The sequence below is a fragment of the Kribbella sp. NPDC058693 genome (genome assembly GCF_042715335.1).
GTDB classification, from domain to species: domain Bacteria; phylum Actinomycetota; class Actinomycetes; order Propionibacteriales; family Kribbellaceae; genus Kribbella; species Kribbella jiaozuonensis.
This window is the reverse complement of the sequence record NZ_JBHXSQ010000003.1, coordinates 269468-289074: the sequence shown is the minus strand read 5'-3', so window position 1 is coordinate 289074 and position 19607 is coordinate 269468. Positions and strand designations below refer to the sequence as shown.

Genomic DNA, 19607 nt, shown 5'->3' with positions numbered 1-19607 from the left:
GTTTCGCGTATGCGTTCGCCGATGGTCCGTGGGCTGGTCGGCTCTGTCGTCGTTGCTCTGGCCAGTCTGGTGACCTCGGTGGTGCCCCAGTCCTCGTGGGTCGCCAGTCTGCCGATCACCGGCGATCTTCGTCACTCGCTGATCGGCCGGATGATCGGCCTCACGTTCATGGTCGCCGGGCTCGGGCTGATGGCCTGGGCCTGGCTGACCGTGGGCCGCCGGGTCATGGCCGGCGAACGGTTCCAGCTGCTCCGCATGACGGCGTACTGGAGCGCACCGCTCCTGCTGACCCCGCCGCTGTTCAGCCGCGACGCCTGGAGCTACGCGGCCCAGGGCGCGCTGGTCGCCAAGGGCTACAACCCGTACGACGTGGGTCCCGGCGTACTGTCCGGCCACATCATCGAAGCGGTCGACCCGATGTGGATGCAGACACCTGCGCCGTACGGTCCGCTGCCGCTCGCGTACGGCGGACTGGTCGCCCACGTCACCATGAACCCGTACACGCTGATGCTGGCCCACCGCCTCCTCGCCGTACTGGGCATAGTGCTCATCGCCTGGGCCGTACCGCGTCTGGCGAGCGCCTGCCGTGTCGACCCGGCTTTCGCGACCTGGCTGGTCGTGCTGAACCCGATGCTGATCACCCACGGCATCGGTGCGGCCCACAACGACGTACTGATGATCGGACTGGCCTGCAGCGCGTTCGCAGTGGCGCTGACTGGCAGGTGGGGTACGGCGGCTGTCATAGCGGGTGCAGCGGCAGCGGTGAAACTGCCAGGTGGTCTCGTTGTGATCGCCATCGCCGCAGTGATGAGCCCGCTGGCCGGACGGCTGCTCCGGTTCGCCAGTCTGGTGATTGCCGGGGCTGTGTCGGTGCTGACGCTGTTCACGATCGGTGCGCTGACCGGTGTGGGCTCTGGGTGGTTCGGTGCGCTGGATGTGCCCGGACTGGTCCGGTCGCCGTTCTCCATCGCCAATCTGATCGGTATGGCGGCGTCCGGCGTACTCGGCTGGCTGGGTGAGGACACTGCGGCCGCACAGGCGCTGCAGATCGTCCGACTCGTCGGAATGGTCGCTGCGCTCGGGCTGATCGCAGTACTGAGTCTTCGGTCGTCGATCCACTACGCGGCGCGGGCTGTTGGCATCGCACTGCTCGCAGTGGTCGTGCTGGGGCCTAGTGCGCACGACTGGTACTTCCTGTGGTGCCTGCCGTTCCTGGCCGTGGCGCGGCCCGGCCGGAAGCTGACGACGATCATCACGGCGATCAGCCTGATCTTCACGATCGCAGCGCCGCTGAACTCGTCACTGCGCGGCGCGACGATCCCGATCCTGACCACGACGGCGCTGGTGGTCGCCGTAGCGTTGACGCTGCTCAATCACCTCCGCACGCTGCATCCGGAGCGGACGCCGGCGAAGGTGCCTGTTACAGCCGCTTGATCGCGGCCACCATCGCCTCACCCAGCGGACGGTGGTCGTCGCGCGAGACCTTCACCTCGACGACGTCCATGCCGGCGACGGTCGGCGCGAGCGCAGTACGCAGTTGGTCGACCGTCTCGACGCTCACGTACGGCGTACCCGTCGCGGCGCACAATGCGCCCAGGTCCACGTTGTGCGGAGTGCCGAAGACGCGCTCGAAGTGCGTGGCGTGCGTCGGATCGCCCTGCTCCAGCGTCGAGAAGATCCCGCCGCCGTTGTCGTTGACGACCACGATCCGCAGGTCGGGGCGGGCCTCGTCCGGGCCGATGACAAGCCCGTTGCTGTCGTGCAGGAACGCGAGGTCGCCGATCAGCGCGTACGTCGGGCCCGCGTTCGCCAGCGCGGCGCCGACGGCAGTCGAGATCGTGCCGTCGATACCGGCGAGACCGCGGTTGGCGATCGTGCGGATCGGAACGACCGGGGCGAGATCGAGGTCGCGGATCGGGTTCGAGGACGCGACGACGAGCATTCCGTCGGCACCAACGGCCTCGCCGACGAGCGCTGCGACGCGTGGCCCGCTCAGGCCGTCCGCCAGTACCTTGTCGATCTCCGGGCGCGCCAACTCGTCAGCGTGCTGCCACCGCTCGAGCCAGTCGGTCGTGTCGGCGCCGGTGACCTCGAGTCCCGTGACCACGGACCTTGCGCGCCGGGCCGGGTCCGGCCAGAGGCCGGTCGGCGAGACCACGATCATCTCGACCTCCGGCCTGGCCAGCAGCTTCGAGATCGGCCGCGACAACGTCGGGTGGCCGAAGACCAGCACGCGCTCGATCTCCGCGCCCAGAGAGCTTGCCTGTAGCAACAACCGGTACGCGGAGATCACCGCCGACCCGGTCCGTGCCCGGCTCGAAGGCTCTGCGAACAAGGGCCATCGCCCAGCCTCAGCAGCCAGCCGGGCCGCCTGTGAAGCCCCATCACCTGCAACCACTACCGTCCGAGGCCCCGGAGACACGGCAGCCGGACGACCACTCGCCGCATGCACAGCAGTCCACGGTCCAGTGCTGCGCCCGCTCAACGCCTCCGGCCACTCAGGTCCGTCGGTGGGCACGAGGGGCTCTGAGAGCGGGCAGTTGAGCTGCACTGGCCCTGGGTCAGCGGAGCGGGCGCCTGTCGCGTTGGCTACTGCACGTGCGACCTGGGACCGCCAGTACGCCACCTGCCCGATCTCACGGACCGGCGTACCCATCTCGTGGAACAGCCGGACCGCAGAGCCGAACACCTTGATCTGGTCGGTCGTCTGGTTCGCACCGCTACCTCGGAGCGCAGGTGGGCGGTCCGCGCTCAGGACGATCAGCGGGAGCCCGCTGTGCGATGCCTCCAGTACTGCGGGATGCAGGTTCGCCACCGCCGTACCGGACGTGGTGACCACCGGCACAGGCAGACCGCTGCCGCGCATGAGGCCGATGGCGAGGAAGCCCGCCGTACGCTCGTCGATCCGCACGTGCAGCCTGAGCCGCCCGCTGCGATCCGCCTCCGCGAACGCCAACGCCAGTGGCGCGCTCCGGGACCCTGGTGAGACCACCGCTTCCCGTACGCCGTTGCGGATCAGCTCATCGACCACCACAGTCGCAAAAGCCGTGGACGGGTTCATCCCGCACTCCTCACTCGCATCAGGCGTTCTTCCCACACTTTCGTCCGCTCCGCGTCGGCGCGGGCCGCATCCAGCAGGTGTGCATCCGGCACAACTCGCTTCACCGGAAGGAATCCGTCCACCGCAACTAGTGGCTCGGTAACTAGTTCGGATGTGAACATCGAGACCGTCGCCAGACCACACGCGTAAGGAAGCTCAGGCAACGCCGCCGCCAACGCCACACCCGCGGCGATCCCGACCGAGGTCTCCAACGCCGACGACACCACTACCGGCAGTCCGATCTGCTCGGCGATCTCCAGGCACGCCCGGACGCCACCGATCGGCTGCACCTTCAGTACGGCGATGTCCGCGGCGTCGAGCTTCTTCACCAGCAGGGGATCCTCAGCGCGCCGGATCGACTCGTCTGCCGCCACGGGTACGTCGGTACGCCGCCGTACCTCGGCCAGCTCCTCCACGGTCGCGGACGGCTGCTCGACGTACTCCAAGTCGAACCGCCGCAACTCCTTGAGGCTCCGCACCGCCTCGTCGACGGACCATGCGCCGTTCGCGTCGATCCGCACGCGTCCTGTGCCGATCGCGTCCCGTACTGCTTCTACGCGAGCGATGTCGTCGGCCAGTGTCTCGCCGGGCTCGGCGACCTTCACCTTCGCCGTACTGCAGCCGCTTGCTCGCACGATCTCCGCGGCCTTCTCGGGGCCGATCGCGGGCACGGTGCAGTTGACGGGGACGCGGTCGCGCACCGGCGCCGGCCAGCCCAGCTCGGCGGCCTCATGGGCCGCGCGTAACCAGGACACGCAGGTCGCGTCGTCGTAGTCGAGGAACGGACTCCACTCCGCCCAGCCGGCCGGCCCTTCGAACACCATGCCCTCGCGGACCGTGATGCCGCGGAACTTGTTCTTCAGCCCGATCGAGTACGTGATCACCGCACGCCCTCCAGCAACCCCTGCCGATCAACCTTGCCCGAGGCAAGCATCGGCAACGCGTCCAGCCTGATCACGTCCTGCGGAGCCCATGCCCGAGGCAACGTCCCGCTCACCCAGTTCCGCAACTCGTCGCGCCCGACGTCTGAACCGACTACGAAGGCGACCACGCGCGTCCCCCACTCCGCGTCCGGAACTCCGAGGACCACGGCGTCCTTCACCGACGGATGTTCGAGCAGGCGTGCTTGCACCGTGGTCAGCGTGACGTTCACCCCACCGGAGATCACCACGTCGTCGACCCGGCCGACGACCCTTAACCGGCCGTCCATCAGCTCGCCCCGGTCCTGCGTCCGGAACCAGCCGTCCTTCAGCACCTCAGCCGTCAACTCCGGCCGCAGGCGATACCCGGAGAACAGCGTGCTCCCCTTGATCAGGATCCGCTGATCGCCATCGAGCGAGATCGACGTCCCGTCCAGCGGCACCCCGGCGTACACACAACCGCTCCCGGTCTCGGTCATCCCGTACGCCGGAATCGCCGTGACCCCCGCCTCCGCCGCCTTCAGCTTCAACGGCTCCGGGGTCGACGCCCCGCCGATGATGATCGCGTCGAACGACCGCAGCGCATCCGCGTCCGTCTCCAGGTACCGCGCCAACTGCGTCGGCACCATCGCCGTGTACCGGCGCGTGCCCGTCATCGCCGCAGCGCTGTCGGTGAAGCTCTCGCCGAGCATCACCGGCGTCGTACCCGCGACCAGCGATCGTGTGAGGATCTGCAACCCGCCCACGAAGTACGGCTTCATCGGCAGCAGCCACTGTCCCGGGCCGCCGAGCCGATCGTGGGTCGCGTGCGCGGACGCGATCAGCGCTTCCCGGGACAGCAGCACTCCCTTCGGCTCACCGGAGGAACCCGATGTGGTCAGCACCACAGCGCATCCGTCCTCCAGCGGCCGCTCCGGCGCCGCAGCCTGCTCGACCCGGGCCGCCCCGGCCGCATCGTTCGGCAGCGGCGCGAACGGCGTACCGCTGCCGTCCAGCACACCGGCAAGCGCCGCCAACACCTCATCCGGCGTCCCCGGAACCAGCCGCAACCTAGCCATAACAACCCGAGCGTACGGCCCGCCGCCCGGACGTCCGCTCACGGCTCGGCCATCCGCCGACCGGCCCGCTTCCCGCGTTCGGACTCGCGGCTGACAGAATCGATGGTCATGGCCACCCCTGCCCAGTGGATCGAAGGCGCCCGCCCCCGCACCCTGCCCGCCGCGATCTCCCCTGTCCTCGTCGGAACCGGCGCGGCCGCGTACCTGGACGGCTTCGTCTGGTGGAAGGCGCTGCTGGCCCTCGGCGTCGCGCTGGCACTGCAGATCGGTGTCAACTACGCCAACGACTACAGCGACGGCATTCGCGGCACCGACGAGAACCGCGTCGGCCCGCTGCGGCTGGTCGGCTCGAAGGTCGCCTCCCCCGGCCAGGTCAAGACCGCCGCCTTCACCTGCTTCGGCATCGGCGCCGCACTCGGCATCGTCCTCGCCGCGACCACCACGTGGTGGCTCCTGGTCGCCGGCGCCGCCTCTCTCCTCGGCGCGTGGTTCTACACCGGCGGCAAACGCCCGTACGGCTACCGCGCGCTCGGCGAGGTCAGCGTGTTCCTCTTCTTCGGCCTGGTCGCCGTCCTCGGTACGACGTACGCCCAAGCCGAAACCATCACCTGGCCCGCCGTCGCAGGCGCCGTCTCGGTCGGCTCGATCGCGTGCGCCCTCCTGGTAGCCAACAACCTCCGCGACATCCCCACCGACTCCGTCACCGGCAAACGCACGCTTGCGGTCGTCCTGGGCGCACCGCGCTCCCGCCAGCTGTACGCCGCCCTCGTAATCCTGGCCTTCGTCCTAGCCGCCGTCTCCGTCATCGCCACCCCCTGGACCCTCCTCGCCTTCATCGCCGCACCCCTCGCATTCAAGTCGATCCGGGTCGTCCTGAGCGACGCGGTCGGCCCCGCCCTCATCCCAGTCCTCAAGGGCACCGGCCAAACCGAACTCCTGTACGCCGTAGGCCTAGCCGTCGGCCTCGCGCTCGGCGGATAAGACTCCATCCCACGCACGAACTGTGCTGACGGCTGACTGCGACCAGCCCACGCGTGCTACGCAGCCGGGGGCTGACCACACTCCCCCATCACCACGCTCCCCCATCACCACACTCCCCCATCACCACACTCCCCCATCACCACACTCCCCCAAGAACCCCAGTTACTCCGGTTCGGTCCAGTTGCCGGTTCGGGCGAAGGTTTCCAGGGTGGTGGTGTATGGCGTGATGTCGATTCCGCTGGTGCGTAGCCAGGCGTCGTCGTAGTACGTGTTGCCGTAGCGTTCGCCGCTGTCGCACAGGAGCGTGACGATGCTGCCGCGCGCCCCCGTACGACGCATCTCGGCGGCCAACCGCAACGATCCCCACAGGTTCGTCCCAGTAGACCCGCCAACGAGTCGACCAGTGACCCGGGAACAGAACCGCATCGCAGCAATCGACGCCGCGTCCGGCACCGAAATCATCCGGTCGACGACGCCCAGTACGAACGACGGTTCGACCCGCGGTCGGCCGATGCCCTCGATGCGGGACGGGCGGCCGGTGGAGAACTCGTGGTCGCCGGCTTCGAAGGCGGGGAAGAACGCGGAGTTCTCCGGGTCGACCACCGCTACCGACGTGTCGTACCGCTGGTAGCGCACGTACCGGCCGATGGTCGCCGAAGTACCGCCGGTCCCGGCGCCGACCACGACCCAGGTCGGGATCGGGTGTTGTTCGAGGGACAGCTGCCCGAAGATCGACTCGGCGATGTTGTTGTTGCCGCGCCAGTCGGTCGCACGCTCGGCGTACGTGAACTGGTCCATGTAGTGCCCGCCGGTCTCCTCGGCCAGGCGCTTGGCCTCGCCGTAGATCTGGCCGGAGCGTTCGACGAAGTGGCAGCGGCCGCCGTAGAACTCGATCAGCTCGACCTTCTCGGGGCTGGTCGAGCGCGGCATCACCGCGACGAACGGCAGCCCGAGCAGCCGCGCGAAGTACGCCTCGCTGACCGCCGTGGAGCCGCTGGACGCCTCGATGACCGTGGTGCCTTCGTGGATCCAGCCGTTGCAGAGGGCATACAGGAACAGGGACCGGGCGAGCCGGTGCTTGAGCGAGCCGGTGGGATGTACGGACTCGTCCTTGAGGTACAGGTCTACGCCGGTACCTTCCGGCATCGGGAACACGTGCAGATGGGTGTCCGCGCTGCGGTTCGCGTCGGCGTCCACGATCCGGATCGCCTCGGACACCCAGGCGCGTGCCTTGTCGTCCCGCCGGTCGACCTCGCGGCACACCCTGTCAGCCTCACTCATGCGGGCCAGGCTAGGACCTACGGAGCGATTTGAGTATTCCTACGCTCGGTGACCGGCGCCTGAACGCGACAGGATCAAGCACATGATCCCCCTCGGAGCGGTCGAGTTCTCCCCCGGCGACGTCGCCCTGATCCTCGCGGTACTCACGCTCGGCGCCACCGCCCTCGCCCTCCCCGCAACCCTCACCTTCGCCTGGGTCGGCCACCGCCGGGCCAAGGATCACCCCGGCTGGGCAGCCTTCACATATTGGCTGACAGGTACGGCGATCTGCCTCGCCACGACCGCACTCGCAGCGGGCCAGGGCCTCGGCTGGTGGTCGGTACCCCTCGGCTGGCTCCCGACCCTGCTGCTGGCGCTGGCGCTCAAACCTCGATCAGACCCACGGGCGAGCTAAGTTGGGGGTCCATGACGACCGGGAAGCAGGGGGAGCGATGAGCGAGAACGGCGATCGGCCGACGCGGCAGCGGGTGACGTTGACCGATATCAGTTCGCGGGCGTGGGAGCACCCGGCGGACCGCGGTGCGCTGGTGGCCCTGCGGCAGCTGAAGGGCTTCGACTACTTGCTCCGCAAGATGTCGGGGATGATCAACGAGCGCGCGTTCCGGCTGCAGTTCCTCGGCGGCGCGATCCGGGTGGACGAGCGGCAGTTCCCGACCGTGCACCGGCTCTACACCGAGGCCGCCGCCACCCTGGACGTCCGCCAGCTCCCCGAGCTGTACGTCACCAACAGCCCGATCTGGAACGCGATGACGATCGGCATGGACAAGCCGTTCATCGTCGTGAACAGCGCGCTGATCCAAGGCATGGACGAGGAGGAACTGCGGTTCGTCCTCGGTCACGAGCTCGGTCACGCGCAGAGCGGCCACGCTCTCTACCAGTCGCTCCTGCTCTGGCTGATGCGTCTCACCGGCGCGTTGAACTGGATGCCGATCGGCGCTCTCGGTCTTCGCGCGATCGTCGCCGCCCTGCACGAGTGGTCCCGCAAGGCCGAGCTGTCGGGTGACCGCGCCGGTCTGCTCGCGGCCCAGGACCCGGCGGTCGCGCTGCGCGTCCAGATGAAGCTCGCCAGCGGCGGTCAGCTCGGTGAACTCGACACGACGACGTTCCTTGCGCAGGGTACGGAGTACGAGAGTGCCGGCGACCTGCGCGACAGCGTGCTGAAGCTGCTGCTGCTCGAGGCGCAGTCGCACCCGATGGCTGTGATCCGCGCGCACGAGCTGCGCCGCTGGGTCGACGAGGGCGAGTACACGACGATCGTGTCCGGCGACTACCCGAAGCGCCAGGACGATGCGAACGCGTCGATCTCGCAGGAGGCGAAGAACGCCGCGAAGTCGTACACCGACGCGTTCAACCGCTCGCAGGACCCGCTGGCCAAGCTGCTCCGCGACCTCGGCGACGGCCTCGGCGGCGTCCGCGACTGGGTCTCCTCGAGGTTCCCACCCCGAAACTGACTGGTCTCCGCTCCGGGCCGACTGCGATCCTGTCCGCGTGATCGACATACAGGCCATCGGCCCGGACGACTGGAAGTCCTGGAGCGAGCTCCGGCTCGCCGCGCTCGAGGAGGCGCCGTTCGCCTTCGGTTCGCAGCTCGCGGACTGGGTGGACGCCCCCGAGGAACGCTGGCGCGAGCGCCTCAGCGCGCCCGGCGCCTACCAGGTGATCGCGACGATCGACGGTACGCCAGCGGGCATGGCCGGCGGATTCCCCGACGATGACCATGCCGAGCTGGTATCGATGTGGGTCGCCCCGGCCGGTCGCGGCAAAGGCGTCGGGAACGCGCTGATGACCGCGGTCGAGGACTGGGCCCGCGGCATCGGCGCCACCGTCCTCAAGCTGTCAGTTGTCCCCGGCAACGATCCCGCGCACAACCTCTACCTCCGCCACGGGTACGTCGACACCGACGAGCCCGGCGATCTGATGGCGGACGGCGTGACCCGCGAACTCGTGATGCAGAAACACCTGTAGAACAAGACGAAGGGCCTGCTTCCCCCCTCCCGGGAAGCAGGCCCTTCGAGCATCAACAGCACTCAGCCCATGTGGACCGGGCTCTGGCCGTCGTTGGCCAGGTCCTTGTGCTTGATCGACAGGCCGACCAGCGTGATCAGCGCGGCGCCCAGCGCCAGGAACGCGGACCACACGAACGCGCGGGTGAACCCGTGCGTCGTAGCCAGTGCAGTGAACTGACCCTGCAACTGCTTGATCTGGGCCGGCGACTGCCCGGACTCGGCCGCCTTCTGCAGGCCCGGGGCCAGCTCGGCGAACTTGTCCTTGATCGCGCTGGTGGAGATCGTGCCCAGCAGCGCCAGGCCGACCGCACCACCGATCTGCTGGACCGTGTTCAGCACCGCCGATCCGACCCCCGAGTCCTCCGCGGCGACCCCGCTGACCGCGGTCAGCGTGAGCGGTACGAAGATCAGGCCCATACCGAACGAGAGCACCAGGATGTACGGCAGCAGGTGCGTCCAGTACGTCGAGTCGACCTGGAGCCGGCTGAACCCGAACATGCCGGCCGCGACGAACACGCCACCGGTACCCGCGATCCACCGCGGGTCGATCCGTGCCACCAGCGTCGACGCGACCTGGGCCGCGAGCACGATGCCGACACTGAACGGCAGGAACGAGATACCGGTCTTCAGCGCGCTGTAGCCCATGATGCTCTGCACGAAGATGCCCAGGAAGTAGAACATCGAGAACATCGCCGCACCGACGATCAGCATCACGAAGAAGCTGACTCCACGGGTCCGGTTCGCGAGGATCCGGAACGGCATCAGCGCGTGCTTCGACCGGGACTCGATCACGAGGAAGATCCCGATCAGCGCCAGGCCGCCGAAGATGTACGTCAGCGTGAGCGCGTCGCCCCAGCCGTTGGTCGCCGCGTGCGTCAGGCCGTAGACCAGCGAGGTCAGACCCAGCGTGCCGGTGATCGCACCGGGCAGGTCGAACTTGCCGGTCTGCCGCTCGGACTCACCGAGGAACCGGAAGGCCAGTACGGCGACCAGCAGGCCGATCGGCGTGTTGATGAAGAACGTCCAGCGCCAGGACGCCTCGGTCAGCGCGCCACCCAGGATCAGACCGACGGCGGCGCCGGCCCCGGACATCGCGGCGTACACGCCCATCGCCCGGTTGCGCTCCTTGCCGGCCGGGAACGTCGTGGTGATCAGCGCGAGCGCGTTCGGCGAGGCCGCCGCGGCCGCGAGACCCTGCAGGATCCGGCTGACCAGCAGCACGGTCTCGCTCTGCGCGATACCGCCGACGAACGACGCCAGACCGAACAGGACGACACCGAACACGAAGACCTTGCGGCGACCGAGGATGTCACCGATCCGGCCGCCGAGCAGCAGCAGACCACCGAAGGCCAGCGCGTACGCGTTGACGACCCACGGCAGCGACGCGTCGCTGAAGCCGAGCGCGCCCTTGATGTGCGGCAGCGCGATGTTGACGATGGTGCCGTCCAGCACGACCATCAGCTGCGCCATGCAGATCAGCGCGAGCGCGATACCGAGATTGCGGTGACCGTGGCCGGTGGACCCACCGACCGCGTCGGCCGGCCTGCCTTCCGGCGGATCGGCCTTGATGACTTCTTCGGACATAGGAATTTCCCCTCTTGGGCAGACTGTCTTGCTACGTCGCGGACCGGCCCCTCACCGGTCAGCTCACCTGCGACCCCCGCGCCGCAGGCAGGATCACGTTGTCGATCACTCGGAGGATCAGCTCGTCGGTCGGCTCGACGCCGAGGATGTAGGCGTGGTGGATGATCACCGCGGGCAACGTCACCGACAGCAGGTCGACGTCGACGTCCGGTGCGATCTCGCCGCGCTCGACGGCACGCTCGTACACCTTGTTGGTCAGGGCCTGCCGCGGCGCCAGGAAGCGCTCACGGAAAGCCTGCTGCAGCTCGGCGTCGCGGTGCAGCGCGGTCAGCAGACCGGCGATCACCGACATCGGAAGCTCGTCGGTGAAACCACCCGCACCGCACGCCATCGAGATCAGGTCGCCGCGCAGGCTGCCGGTGTCGACCTCCTCCGGCATCGGGCACCCCTTGGCCCGGCTGATCGCGTCCACGACCAGCTCGGCCTTGGTGGACCAGCGCCGGTACAGCGTCGCCTTGCTGGCCTTCGCCGCCGTCGCTACCGCGTCCATCGTCAGCCGGTCGTAGCCGAGGTCGGCCACCACCGCGACGGTCGCGTCGAGGATCTCGTCCTCACGACCGCCTTCGACCCGAGGCCGCTGCCGTACGCCTGCGTTGTCCACCTTCATCACCCTGCGTAGCTACAAGAACACCGATAGAACGAAACTGTTTCGTTTCATCCATCACTCTACGACTCATGTGAAGGAATGCACAAAGGATTTTGCGGAGATTACGCCAGTGGCATAAGTCACTCTCCGTACCAGTTGATCACTGGTACGGCGTGGTCACGCGGAAGCGACGGTCAGTCGTCGTCTTCGGCGGTGCGGGCCTGCTCGAGGCGCTGCGAGATGTTCGCGGCCCGGGTCTCGATCTTGCCGGCCAGCCGTTCGCGGGCGGCGCGCAGTACGAAGATCGAGAGGATCGAGGACAGGATCAGGGCGACGAGGAGCAGCGGGAAGATCGTCAGCCAGTTGTTCAGCGCGAACCAGAGCACGGCGAAGCAGACGGCGAACAGGGCCGCCCGCAGGCCGGTGTAGATGGCGAACTCCTTCATCTCAGACCCCAGCGTAGGAGTGCAGGCCGGAGACCAACAGGTTCACGCCGACGAAGTTGAAGATGAAGACGAACCAGCCGACGATCGCGATCGTCGCGGCCCGGCGGCCACGCCATCCGGCGGTCGCGCGGGCGTGCAGGTAGGCGGCGTACACGACCCAGGTGACGAGGGACCAGACCTCCTTGGGGTCCCAGCCCCAGTACCGGCCCCAGGCGTGCTCGGCCCAGATCGGACCGGCCACGAGTACGCCGAACGTCCACAGCGGGAAGGCGAACGCGAGCACCTTGTACGCCGTACCGTCCATCGCCTCGGCGCTCGGGAGTCGGCGCAGCGATGCGGACATCGTGCCGCCGGCGAGGGCCTTGCGCTCGGCGCGGGCCTTGACGAGGTACAGGACGGAGACGAGGCCGCCGACGGTGAACGCGCCGCCGGAGATGGCGGCGGAGGAGACGTGGATGACCAGCCAGTACGAGTGCAGGGCCGGGACGAGCGGGCCGGCCGGGGTGTAGAGCGCGAGGGAGGCGAGGCCGAGTACGGCGGCGATCACGAAGGTGACGCCGAGGCCGAGCCACTGCAGCTTGTACTTCTGCACGAAGATCAGGTAGACGATCGCCACGGCGAGCGATGCGGTGATGGAGAACTCGTACATGTTCCCCCACGGCACCCGCCCCGCCGCCAACCCGCGGGTGACAACACCACCCAGGTGGAGGACAAAGCCCAACCAGGTCAGCAACAACCCGATCCGACTAGCCGCATCCAACCGTTCGTTCGATGCCGGAGTAGTCGGGTCCTCTGCCGGTGCAGTCGCCTGCGCACCGCCGGAGGCAACCAGCACCTCTTCCTTCACCTCGACGGTCGCCACCGAGGCGCGGCCGAGGGCCCATTCCATCGCGTGGGAGATGAGGGCCAGGACGTAGATCACCGTGGCGGTCGGGATCAGCAGGTTGGAGACTTGTGCGTAGGTCTCCGGGCTCATGGCTGCTCCTCGGTGCTCGAGCTGGCTGGTTTGAGGCTCTTGGTAATTGCGTGGATCTCGTCGCCGAGCCCGCGTTCGGGCCCGCGGTCCAGACCGGCGACTTCGACAACGGTACGCCCGTCCTCGTCCCGCACGCGCACCCAGGTACGCCGCGGATGCACGAACAGCGAACCCATCAGCCCGAGGATCGCCAGCAGGATGCCCGCCAGCGCGAGATCCGTCCCCGGAGTGTGGCTGACCTGCAGCTTCACCCACCGGCTGTATCCGTCGAACGTGATCGACCCGGCCTTGTCCGGCAGCGCGACGCTCTGCCCGGGCGCGAGCTGGAACCGCCACTTGTCGCCGTTCTGCTCGAACTGCGTCAGCTTGGTCTTGTCCAGCTGGTACACCGACTCCGGCTTCCCGGTCTCCGGCTGCGGCCGCCCGTAGTACCCGGTCATCACCAACTGCGGGTTCAGGTCGTCGGGGAAGACCGACACCGGACCGTCCTGGCCGATCACCGCGGTCGGCAGGAAGAACCCTTCGAAGCCCAGCGTCATCGGCCGCGCGTCCGGCGCCTTGATCACGCCGAACGACGAGAAGTTCGAGTCCTGCGGCAGGAACGGCGCCGGCCCGGAGAACGCGACGTTCCCCTGCCCGTCCTTGACCGTCACCCGCGGCGCGTACCCGTGCCCGAGCAGGAAGACGCTGCTGCCGTCCAGCTTCAGCGGATGGTTGACCTGCAGGTCGTACGACTTCTCCGGCGCGTCCGGCGTCTCCTGGTACGCGAGCTGCGCGTTGAACTCCCGCGCCGCACCCTTCTGCGGCCCGTCCTCCTGGAACTTCACCTCGAAGTTCTTGACGGTCAGCGAGAACGGCGGCAGATCGTCGTCGCCGCTGAACGCGCGCCCCGGCGTGAAATCGTCGTACTGCGCGACCGTGTTCGAGAACCCGTTGCCCACGACAACCAACACCGTGCCGCGGTAACCGAACAGCGAACCCCACGCGACCCCGACCAGCGCGAGGATCAGCGAGAAGTGGAAGAGCAGGTTGCCCGCCTCGCGCAGATAACCACGCTCCGCCCCGACGGCACCGTCGTACGCCTGCACCCGGAACCGGCGCTTGCGCAACTCGCGTGTCGCGGCCTCGAGTACGTCGTCATCGGCGTCGACCTCGAACCGTTCGTACCCCGGCAGCCGGTTCAGGTTCCGCGGCGGCTTCGGCGGCCGGGCCCGCAGTCCTTTCGCATACACGGAAAGCCGCGGGACGACACAGCCGATCAGCGAGATGAACAGCAGCAGGTAGATCGCCGAGAACCACGCCGACTTGTAGACGTCGAACAGCCCGAGCTTGTCGTACAGCGGCCCGAGCGTCTTGTGCGCCGCAAGGAAGTCCGAGACCTTGATCGGGTCGATCGGCGTCTGCGGGACGAGCGATCCGGGCACCGCGCCGAGCGCGAGCAGGAACAGCAGCACCAGCGCCGTCTTCATCGACGTCAGCTGCCGCCAGGTCCACCGCAACCAGCCGACCAGTCCCATCGCCGGCGGGCCGGACGGCTCCTCCGGTCCGGACGCGGCCGCGATGCGGTCCTTGACCTCTGTCATCTCAGACCGCCGATCCGAAGTTGGCGACCCACTGCCGCAGGTCCGCGGTCATCGCATCCCACACTCCCGTCAGCAGCAGCAGTCCCACCGCGATCATCAGTACGCCGCCGATCCGGATCACCAGCAGCTGGTGCTTGCGGACCCACGCCACCGCGCCCAGCATCCGCCGGAACGCCAATGCCGCGACGATGAACGGAATGCCCAGCCCGAGGCTGAACACCAGCGCCAGCGCCGCACCCCGCCCGGTGCTGCCCTCGGTGGTGGCCAGCGTCATCACGGTCCCGAGCGTCGGACCGATACACGGAGTCCACCCGAATCCGAACAGTACGCCGAGCAGCGGTGCCGCCGCGATCCCTACCGCCGGAACCCGGTGCACCCGCAGGTCCCGCTGCATGAACCCGAAGCCGCCGAGGAAGATGATGCCGAGCACAACGGTCAGCGCACCGAGCGCCCGGGTGATCGCGGTCTGGTGATCGATCAGCAGATCACCGGCCTTGCCGAACACCACCCCGGTCAGGATGAACACCGCCGAGAACCCGGCCACGAACAACGCCGTACCGGCCAGCATCCGGCCGCGCTTGGCCGAGTCCAGCTCCGCGGCGGACAGACCCGTGACGTAGGAGAGGTAGCCGGGCAGCAGCGGTACGACGCACGGCGAGAAGAACGAGATCGCGCCGGCGAGCACCGCGATCGGCAGTGCTACCAGCATCGACCCCGTCATCGAGTCGGCGAACCACTGTCCCATCAGCTCAACCGGCGTCCTTGACCATGCCGAGCAAAGTCTGCTTCGTCACTTCGCCGACCACCCGACCGGCGACCTTGCCGGTCTTGTCGATCACCAGTGTGGTCGGGATCGCCGCCGACGAGATCTGTCCGCGGAACCGCAGCAGGCCCTTGCCGTCGGGGTCGTAGAGGTTCGGGTACGGAACGTCGAACTCCTGCACGAACTTCTTCGCCTGGGCCTGATCGAGGTCGCGCGTGTTCAACCCGATGAACTGCACCGACGGGCCGAGCTCCTTCGAGGCCGCGACCAGGTCAGGCGCTTCCTTGCGGCACGGCGGGCACCACGAGCCCCAGACATTCAGCACGACGACCTTGCCGATCTGCTCGGACAGGGTCCAGGTCTTCCCGTCGAGCGTCTTCCCGGTGAGCTCCGGCGCAGCCTTCCGGTCCGCGGCCGCGAACAGTGACACGTTGCCGTTGCCGCTGACGAAACCCGACTGGCCCTGCCGGTTCTGCGAAGCCTGCTGACCCGAGCTGCACCCCGCGACGAGGAGCAGCCCGGCCACCGCGATCGCCGTACGACGGAACATCACGCGCCGCCGACGAACTTCTTCGAGGGCTTGACCGGCAGCAGGTCCTTGGCCGGCTCGGAGTACCCGACGGAGACGATCTGGTCGCCGTGGAAGGTGAACGACGTGAGGCTGGCCAGGCTGCACTGCCGCTTGCGCGGGTCGTGGAACATCCGCCGGCCCTCGATCGCGGACCGGACGATCCAGATCGGCAGCTGGTGCGACACGATCAGCGCTTCATGCCCGGCGGCCTTCTCCCGGGCGGTCTCGATCGCGTCCCGCATCCGCCGGACGATCTGCTGGTACGGCTCGCCCCAGGACGGCTTCCACGGGTTCCGCAGCAGCCACCAGGCGCTCGGGTTCTTGAGCGCGCCGTCGCCGACGCCGAACTTCTTGCCCTCGAACAGGTTCGCCGCCTCGATCACCCGCTCGTCGATGTCGGGCGTGAGCCCGAACACCTTCGCGATCGGCTCCATCGTCTCCTGGGCCCGCTCCAGCGGCGAGCTGACCAGGTGCACGATGTCGCGGCCCTTGACGTGCTCGGCCACCCGCTCGGCCATCGCGCGGCCGAGCTCGGACAGGTGGAAGTCGGGGATCCGGCCGTAGAGCACGCCGGTCGGGTTGTACACCTCGCCGTGACGCATCAGGTGCACGACCGTCGTTTCGGTCACCGCCTGTCCCTTCAGTTCTGTACGCCGGCTGCCGCGCGGGCCGCCGGAGCGAGGGCGTTCTCCAACTCGGCCAGCGCATCGTCGTCGATGGCACTGCTCACGAACCACGCCTCGAAGGCGCTCGGCGGCAGGTAGACGCCGGCGTCCAGCATGGCATGGAAGAACGCCGTGAACCTTGGCAGCACCTGGGCGTTCGCACCGGCGAAGTCCCGGATCTCGGCAGGCCCCTCCGAGGACTCCACGAAGAAGACGCTGAAGAGGTTCCCGGCCGCCTGGATGACGTGCGGCACACCTTCCTTGTCCAGCGCGGTCGAGACCAGCCGCTGGATCGTGAGCGACGTCTCGTCGATCTTGGCGTAGACCTCGTCGGTGGCCAGCCGCAGCGTGGTCAGACCGGCCGTGGTGGCGATCGGGTTCCCGGACAGGGTGCCGGCCTGGTAGACCGAGCCCTCGGGTGCCAGGTGGGCCATCACATCGGCCCGGCCGCCGAACGCCGCGGCCGGGAAGCCGCCGCCCATCACCTTGCCGAACGTCATCAGGTCCGGCTGTACGCCGTCGACGCCGTACCAGCCCGAGCGGGTGATCCGGAAGCCGGTCATCACCTCGTCGGAGATGAACAGCGCGCCGTTGTCGCGGCAGGCCTGCGCCAGGAACGCGTTGAAGTTGTCGCGCGGCGGGACGACGCCCATGTTGCCCGGCGAGGCCTCGGTGATCACGGCCGCGATCTGATCGCCGTACTCCGCGAACGCAGCCGTGACTGCTGCCTGGTCGTTGTAGGGCAGGACGATCGTGTCGGCTGTGGTCGCCTCGGTGACCCCCGGCGTACCGGGGATGCCCAGCGTGATCACACCGGAACCGGCCTGGGCCAGCAGTGCATCCACATGTCCGTGGTAGCAGCCGGCGAACTTGATGATCTTGGCACGCCCGGTGAACCCGCGGGCCAGCCGGAGCGCGGACATCGTCGCCTCGGTCCCGGACGACACCAGCCGGACCTTGTCCACGGGCGTCCGGGCGACGATCTCCTCACCGAGCAGTACTTCGGTCTCGGTCGGCGTCCCGTACGACGTACCCCGGCCGACCGCGGCCTGGACGGCGGCGATCACTTCCGGGTGTGCGTGTCCGAGCAGCAGCGGGCCCCAGGAGGAGACCAGGTCGAGGTAGCGATTGCCGTCGACGTCGGTCATGTGACATCCGTCACCAGATGCCATGAAACGCGGTACGCCGCCGACGGCGCGGAACGCACGTACGGGAGAGTTGACCCCGCCCGGGGTGACTGCGGAGGCTCTGTCGAAGAGCTCGGCGGACTGTTCTGTGTGTGCGGGCACGGCGGCCATTCTCCCCGACCGGCCACGCGGGCCGGCGGGCAGGGCGGTCCGAATTACAGCGGTGGATCGTGCGCAGGGGGTTCACAGGCGCTTTGTTACGCGCCAGTATGGGTACCCGGTAACCGCACGTACACGGTCTCGTCCGGCGCGTAACCCACGCAACGGGGCGGACGTTAGACCTATTACGACGGCAACCGAGAAAGACACATAGACAGTCCGCAGCGTGGGGCCGGGCTGGTCGATGAGTCACGGAGGGGAATCATCGATGGCGAAGGGCAAGCGCCGCGCCACGGGTAGCGGCTGGCGTCAGGTGGCGCCACTGATCCCGTTGGCGCTGTTCGCGAGCGCATTCACCGTCAGTGCCACGGACGATCCGGCGGTCGCCACGGCGTCGCTGGAGCAAGGTCTGTCCGGAGGTAACTCGGTCGTCGTTCCGAAGCAGCCGATCTCCCAGCCGGCCAACGTGCCGCAGCCGGGTGTGGTCGGCCCGGGCGTCGACCCTGGCGAACAACCGACCCAGGTGGTCTCGGGCCTGTCGAAGAACGGCATCCCGAACGCCGCCCTGAAGGCGTACTCCCGGGCCCAGCAGGTGCTGGCCCAGGCCGACCCGTCCTGCCATCTGCCCTGGACGCTGGTGGCCGCGATCGGCCGGGTCGAGTCCAACCACGGCCGCTTCGGCGGCAACGCGCTGAACTCGCAGGGCGTCGCCGTACCGGGCATCTACGGCCCGCGGCTCGACGGCTCGTCCGGCATGGCCCGGATCTCCGACACCGACGCCGGCGCGTTCGACGGCGACGGGGCGTTCGACCGCGCGGTCGGTCCGATGCAGTTCATCCCCGGCACCTGGCGAGCCATGGGAGTCGACGGCGACGGCGACGGCGACGGCGTGCGGAACCCGCAGGACATCGACGACGCGGCGATGTCGACCGCGGTGTACCTGTGCTCCGGCAAGACCGACCTGTCCAAGGCCTCCGACGTCAACGCGGCCGTGCTGCGCTACAACCACTCCCAGCAGTACGTCGACCTCGTGGTCAGCATCGCCAAGGCGTACGCCGGCGGCAGCTGGATCGCGGTCGGCAACGGGACCTCCGGTGACGACGTGGACGACGCCGGCCAGCAGATCGGCGGTGGCGACATCAACGCGCCGTCGGACAAGAACCTGCCGAAGACGATCGACCTCCCGACCCCGCCGCCGACGGTGATCACCACGCCGACCGACGAGCGGGACGGGACCCGGCCGACGGTCATTCCGACCCAGCGCCCGACGTCGAAGCCGACGCCTGGCAAGCCGACCTCGAAGCCGACCCCCGGCAAGCCGACCCCGACCAAGCCGACGTCGAAGCCGACCACTCCGACCACCACGACGCCGCCCGGCGTCGCGACGCTGACGACGGCGGTTGGTCTGATCGTCGGCACGGTCGGTTCCACGGTGGGCGAGCTGCAGACAGCCACGACGTACTGCCAGTCCGAGATGGCGAAGGTGACGATCACCAAGCCGACCCAGGACCAGCTGCAGAAGTGCGTGACCGCCTACCAGACCGGTGGGGCGAAGGCGGTCGACCAGGTCATCCGCAACCTGCTGTCCCTGCTGGGACTGCTGGGCGTTCTCGGTGGAGGCATCCTCGGGAGCTGATCCCCCACAGACCGGCGCACCTGCCCCCACCCCTCCCTAGGTGCGCCCCTGGCGACGCCACGGAGCACATCCCCCCGGCTCCGTGGCGTCGCCCCTTTTTAACGA

The 19607-nt window shown here is 68.5% G+C and carries 19 protein-coding genes; 6 read left to right on the top strand and 13 right to left on the bottom strand.

Annotated features, from left to right (window positions below; all coding sequences use genetic code 11):
* Positions 1–9: 9 nt before the first annotated feature.
* The gene (gene mptB / locus ACFWUU_RS19185; protein ID WP_380177123.1) at positions 10–1434 is read left to right on the top strand and encodes a polyprenol phosphomannose-dependent alpha 1,6 mannosyltransferase MptB; all 1425 of its coding nucleotides are present in this window, start codon (positions 10–12) and stop codon (positions 1432–1434) included.
* Here the strand turns inward: mptB and menD are convergent.
* The 3 genes from menD to ACFWUU_RS19170 are packed head-to-tail and all read right to left on the bottom strand — an operon-like array spanning position 1421 to position 5078.
* On the bottom strand, positions 1421–3061 hold the full coding sequence (gene menD / locus ACFWUU_RS19180) for a 2-succinyl-5-enolpyruvyl-6-hydroxy-3-cyclohexene-1-carboxylic-acid synthase (RefSeq protein ID WP_380177122.1): 1641 nt from the start codon (positions 3059–3061) through the stop codon (positions 1421–1423). The genes mptB and menD overlap by 14 nt on opposite strands.
* Positions 3058–3984 (bottom strand): o-succinylbenzoate synthase, encoded by a 927-nt coding sequence (locus tag ACFWUU_RS19175; protein ID WP_380177121.1) that lies wholly within the window; start codon positions 3982–3984, stop codon positions 3058–3060. The genes menD and ACFWUU_RS19175 overlap by 4 nt, the downstream gene beginning before the upstream one ends.
* Complete coding sequence (locus ACFWUU_RS19170; RefSeq protein WP_380177120.1) at positions 3981–5078, bottom strand: AMP-binding protein; 1098 nt, start codon at positions 5076–5078, stop codon at positions 3981–3983. Before ACFWUU_RS19170 ends, ACFWUU_RS19175 begins: the two co-directional genes overlap by 4 nt.
* A gap of 108 nt (positions 5079–5186) precedes the next feature.
* On the opposite strand from ACFWUU_RS19170, the gene ACFWUU_RS19165 reads away from it, so the two are divergent.
* A complete protein-coding gene (locus ACFWUU_RS19165; RefSeq protein ID WP_380177119.1) occupies positions 5187–6059 on the top strand; it encodes a 1,4-dihydroxy-2-naphthoate polyprenyltransferase in 873 nt (290 codons plus the stop codon).
* Positions 6060–6221: 162 nt separating this feature from the next.
* Here the strand turns inward: ACFWUU_RS19165 and ACFWUU_RS19160 are convergent, their stop codons facing one another.
* Positions 6222–7340 carry a PLP-dependent cysteine synthase family protein gene (locus ACFWUU_RS19160; protein ID WP_137256588.1) on the bottom strand — a complete coding sequence of 373 codons (1119 nt, stop codon included), beginning with the start codon at positions 7338–7340 and terminating at the stop codon, positions 6222–6224.
* An 82-nt stretch (positions 7341–7422) separates the two neighbouring features.
* On the opposite strand from ACFWUU_RS19160, the gene ACFWUU_RS19155 reads away from it, so the two are divergent.
* The 3 genes from ACFWUU_RS19155 to ACFWUU_RS19145 are packed head-to-tail and all read left to right on the top strand — an operon-like array spanning position 7423 to position 9305.
* The gene (locus ACFWUU_RS19155) at positions 7423–7734 is read left to right on the top strand and encodes a hypothetical protein (protein WP_137256587.1); all 312 of its coding nucleotides are present in this window, start codon (positions 7423–7425) and stop codon (positions 7732–7734) included.
* A gap of 37 nt (positions 7735–7771) precedes the next feature.
* Positions 7772–8791 carry a M48 family metallopeptidase gene (locus tag ACFWUU_RS19150; protein WP_137256586.1) on the top strand — a complete coding sequence of 340 codons (1020 nt, stop codon included), beginning with the start codon at positions 7772–7774 and terminating at the stop codon, positions 8789–8791.
* 37 nt (positions 8792–8828) lie between these two features.
* Entirely contained in the window at positions 8829–9305 is a 477-nt protein-coding gene (locus ACFWUU_RS19145; RefSeq protein WP_380177118.1) for a GNAT family N-acetyltransferase, read from the top strand.
* 62 nt (positions 9306–9367) lie between these two features.
* Here ACFWUU_RS19145 and ACFWUU_RS19140 read toward each other — a convergent pair whose 3' ends face one another.
* The 9 genes from ACFWUU_RS19140 to hemL form a co-directional block, all read right to left on the bottom strand.
* A complete protein-coding gene (locus ACFWUU_RS19140) occupies positions 9368–10930 on the bottom strand; it encodes an MFS transporter (protein ID WP_380177117.1) in 1563 nt (520 codons plus the stop codon).
* A 58-nt stretch (positions 10931–10988) separates the two neighbouring features.
* Positions 10989–11597, bottom strand: coding sequence for a TetR-like C-terminal domain-containing protein (locus ACFWUU_RS19135; RefSeq protein ID WP_137256583.1), 609 nt, complete (start codon positions 11595–11597; stop codon positions 10989–10991).
* Positions 11598–11770: 173 nt separating this feature from the next.
* Positions 11771–12022, bottom strand: coding sequence for a DUF4229 domain-containing protein (locus tag ACFWUU_RS19130; protein ID WP_137256582.1), 252 nt, complete (start codon positions 12020–12022; stop codon positions 11771–11773).
* 1 nt (position 12023) lies between these two features.
* Positions 12024–12998 carry a c-type cytochrome biogenesis protein CcsB gene (gene ccsB / locus ACFWUU_RS19125; RefSeq protein ID WP_380177116.1) on the bottom strand — a complete coding sequence of 325 codons (975 nt, stop codon included), beginning with the start codon at positions 12996–12998 and terminating at the stop codon, positions 12024–12026.
* Positions 12995–14581: a cytochrome c biogenesis protein ResB gene (locus ACFWUU_RS19120; protein ID WP_137256580.1), complete on the bottom strand. Its 1587-nt coding sequence runs from the start codon at positions 14579–14581 to the stop codon at positions 12995–12997. Before ACFWUU_RS19120 ends, ccsB begins: the two co-directional genes overlap by 4 nt.
* Before the next feature lies 1 nt (position 14582).
* Positions 14583–15326 (bottom strand): cytochrome c biogenesis CcdA family protein, encoded by a 744-nt coding sequence (locus ACFWUU_RS19115; protein WP_380177115.1) that lies wholly within the window; start codon positions 15324–15326, stop codon positions 14583–14585.
* 4 nt (positions 15327–15330) lie between these two features.
* Positions 15331–15894, bottom strand: a complete 564-nt coding sequence (locus ACFWUU_RS19110; RefSeq protein WP_380177114.1) for a TlpA family protein disulfide reductase — start codon at positions 15892–15894, stop codon at positions 15331–15333.
* Positions 15894–16517, bottom strand: a complete 624-nt coding sequence (locus ACFWUU_RS19105; protein WP_233714942.1) for a histidine phosphatase family protein — start codon at positions 16515–16517, stop codon at positions 15894–15896. The genes ACFWUU_RS19110 and ACFWUU_RS19105 overlap by 1 nt, the downstream gene beginning before the upstream one ends.
* 38 nt (positions 16518–16555) lie before the next feature.
* Positions 16556–17878 (bottom strand): glutamate-1-semialdehyde 2,1-aminomutase, encoded by a 1323-nt coding sequence (hemL, locus tag ACFWUU_RS19100; RefSeq protein WP_380177113.1) that lies wholly within the window; start codon positions 17876–17878, stop codon positions 16556–16558.
* A gap of 256 nt (positions 17879–18134) precedes the next feature.
* Between hemL and ACFWUU_RS19095 the strand changes: the two genes are divergently transcribed.
* The gene (locus ACFWUU_RS19095) at positions 18135–19502 is read left to right on the top strand and encodes a lytic murein transglycosylase (protein ID WP_380177112.1); all 1368 of its coding nucleotides are present in this window, start codon (positions 18135–18137) and stop codon (positions 19500–19502) included.
* The last annotated feature ends 105 nt before the right edge of the window (positions 19503–19607 follow it).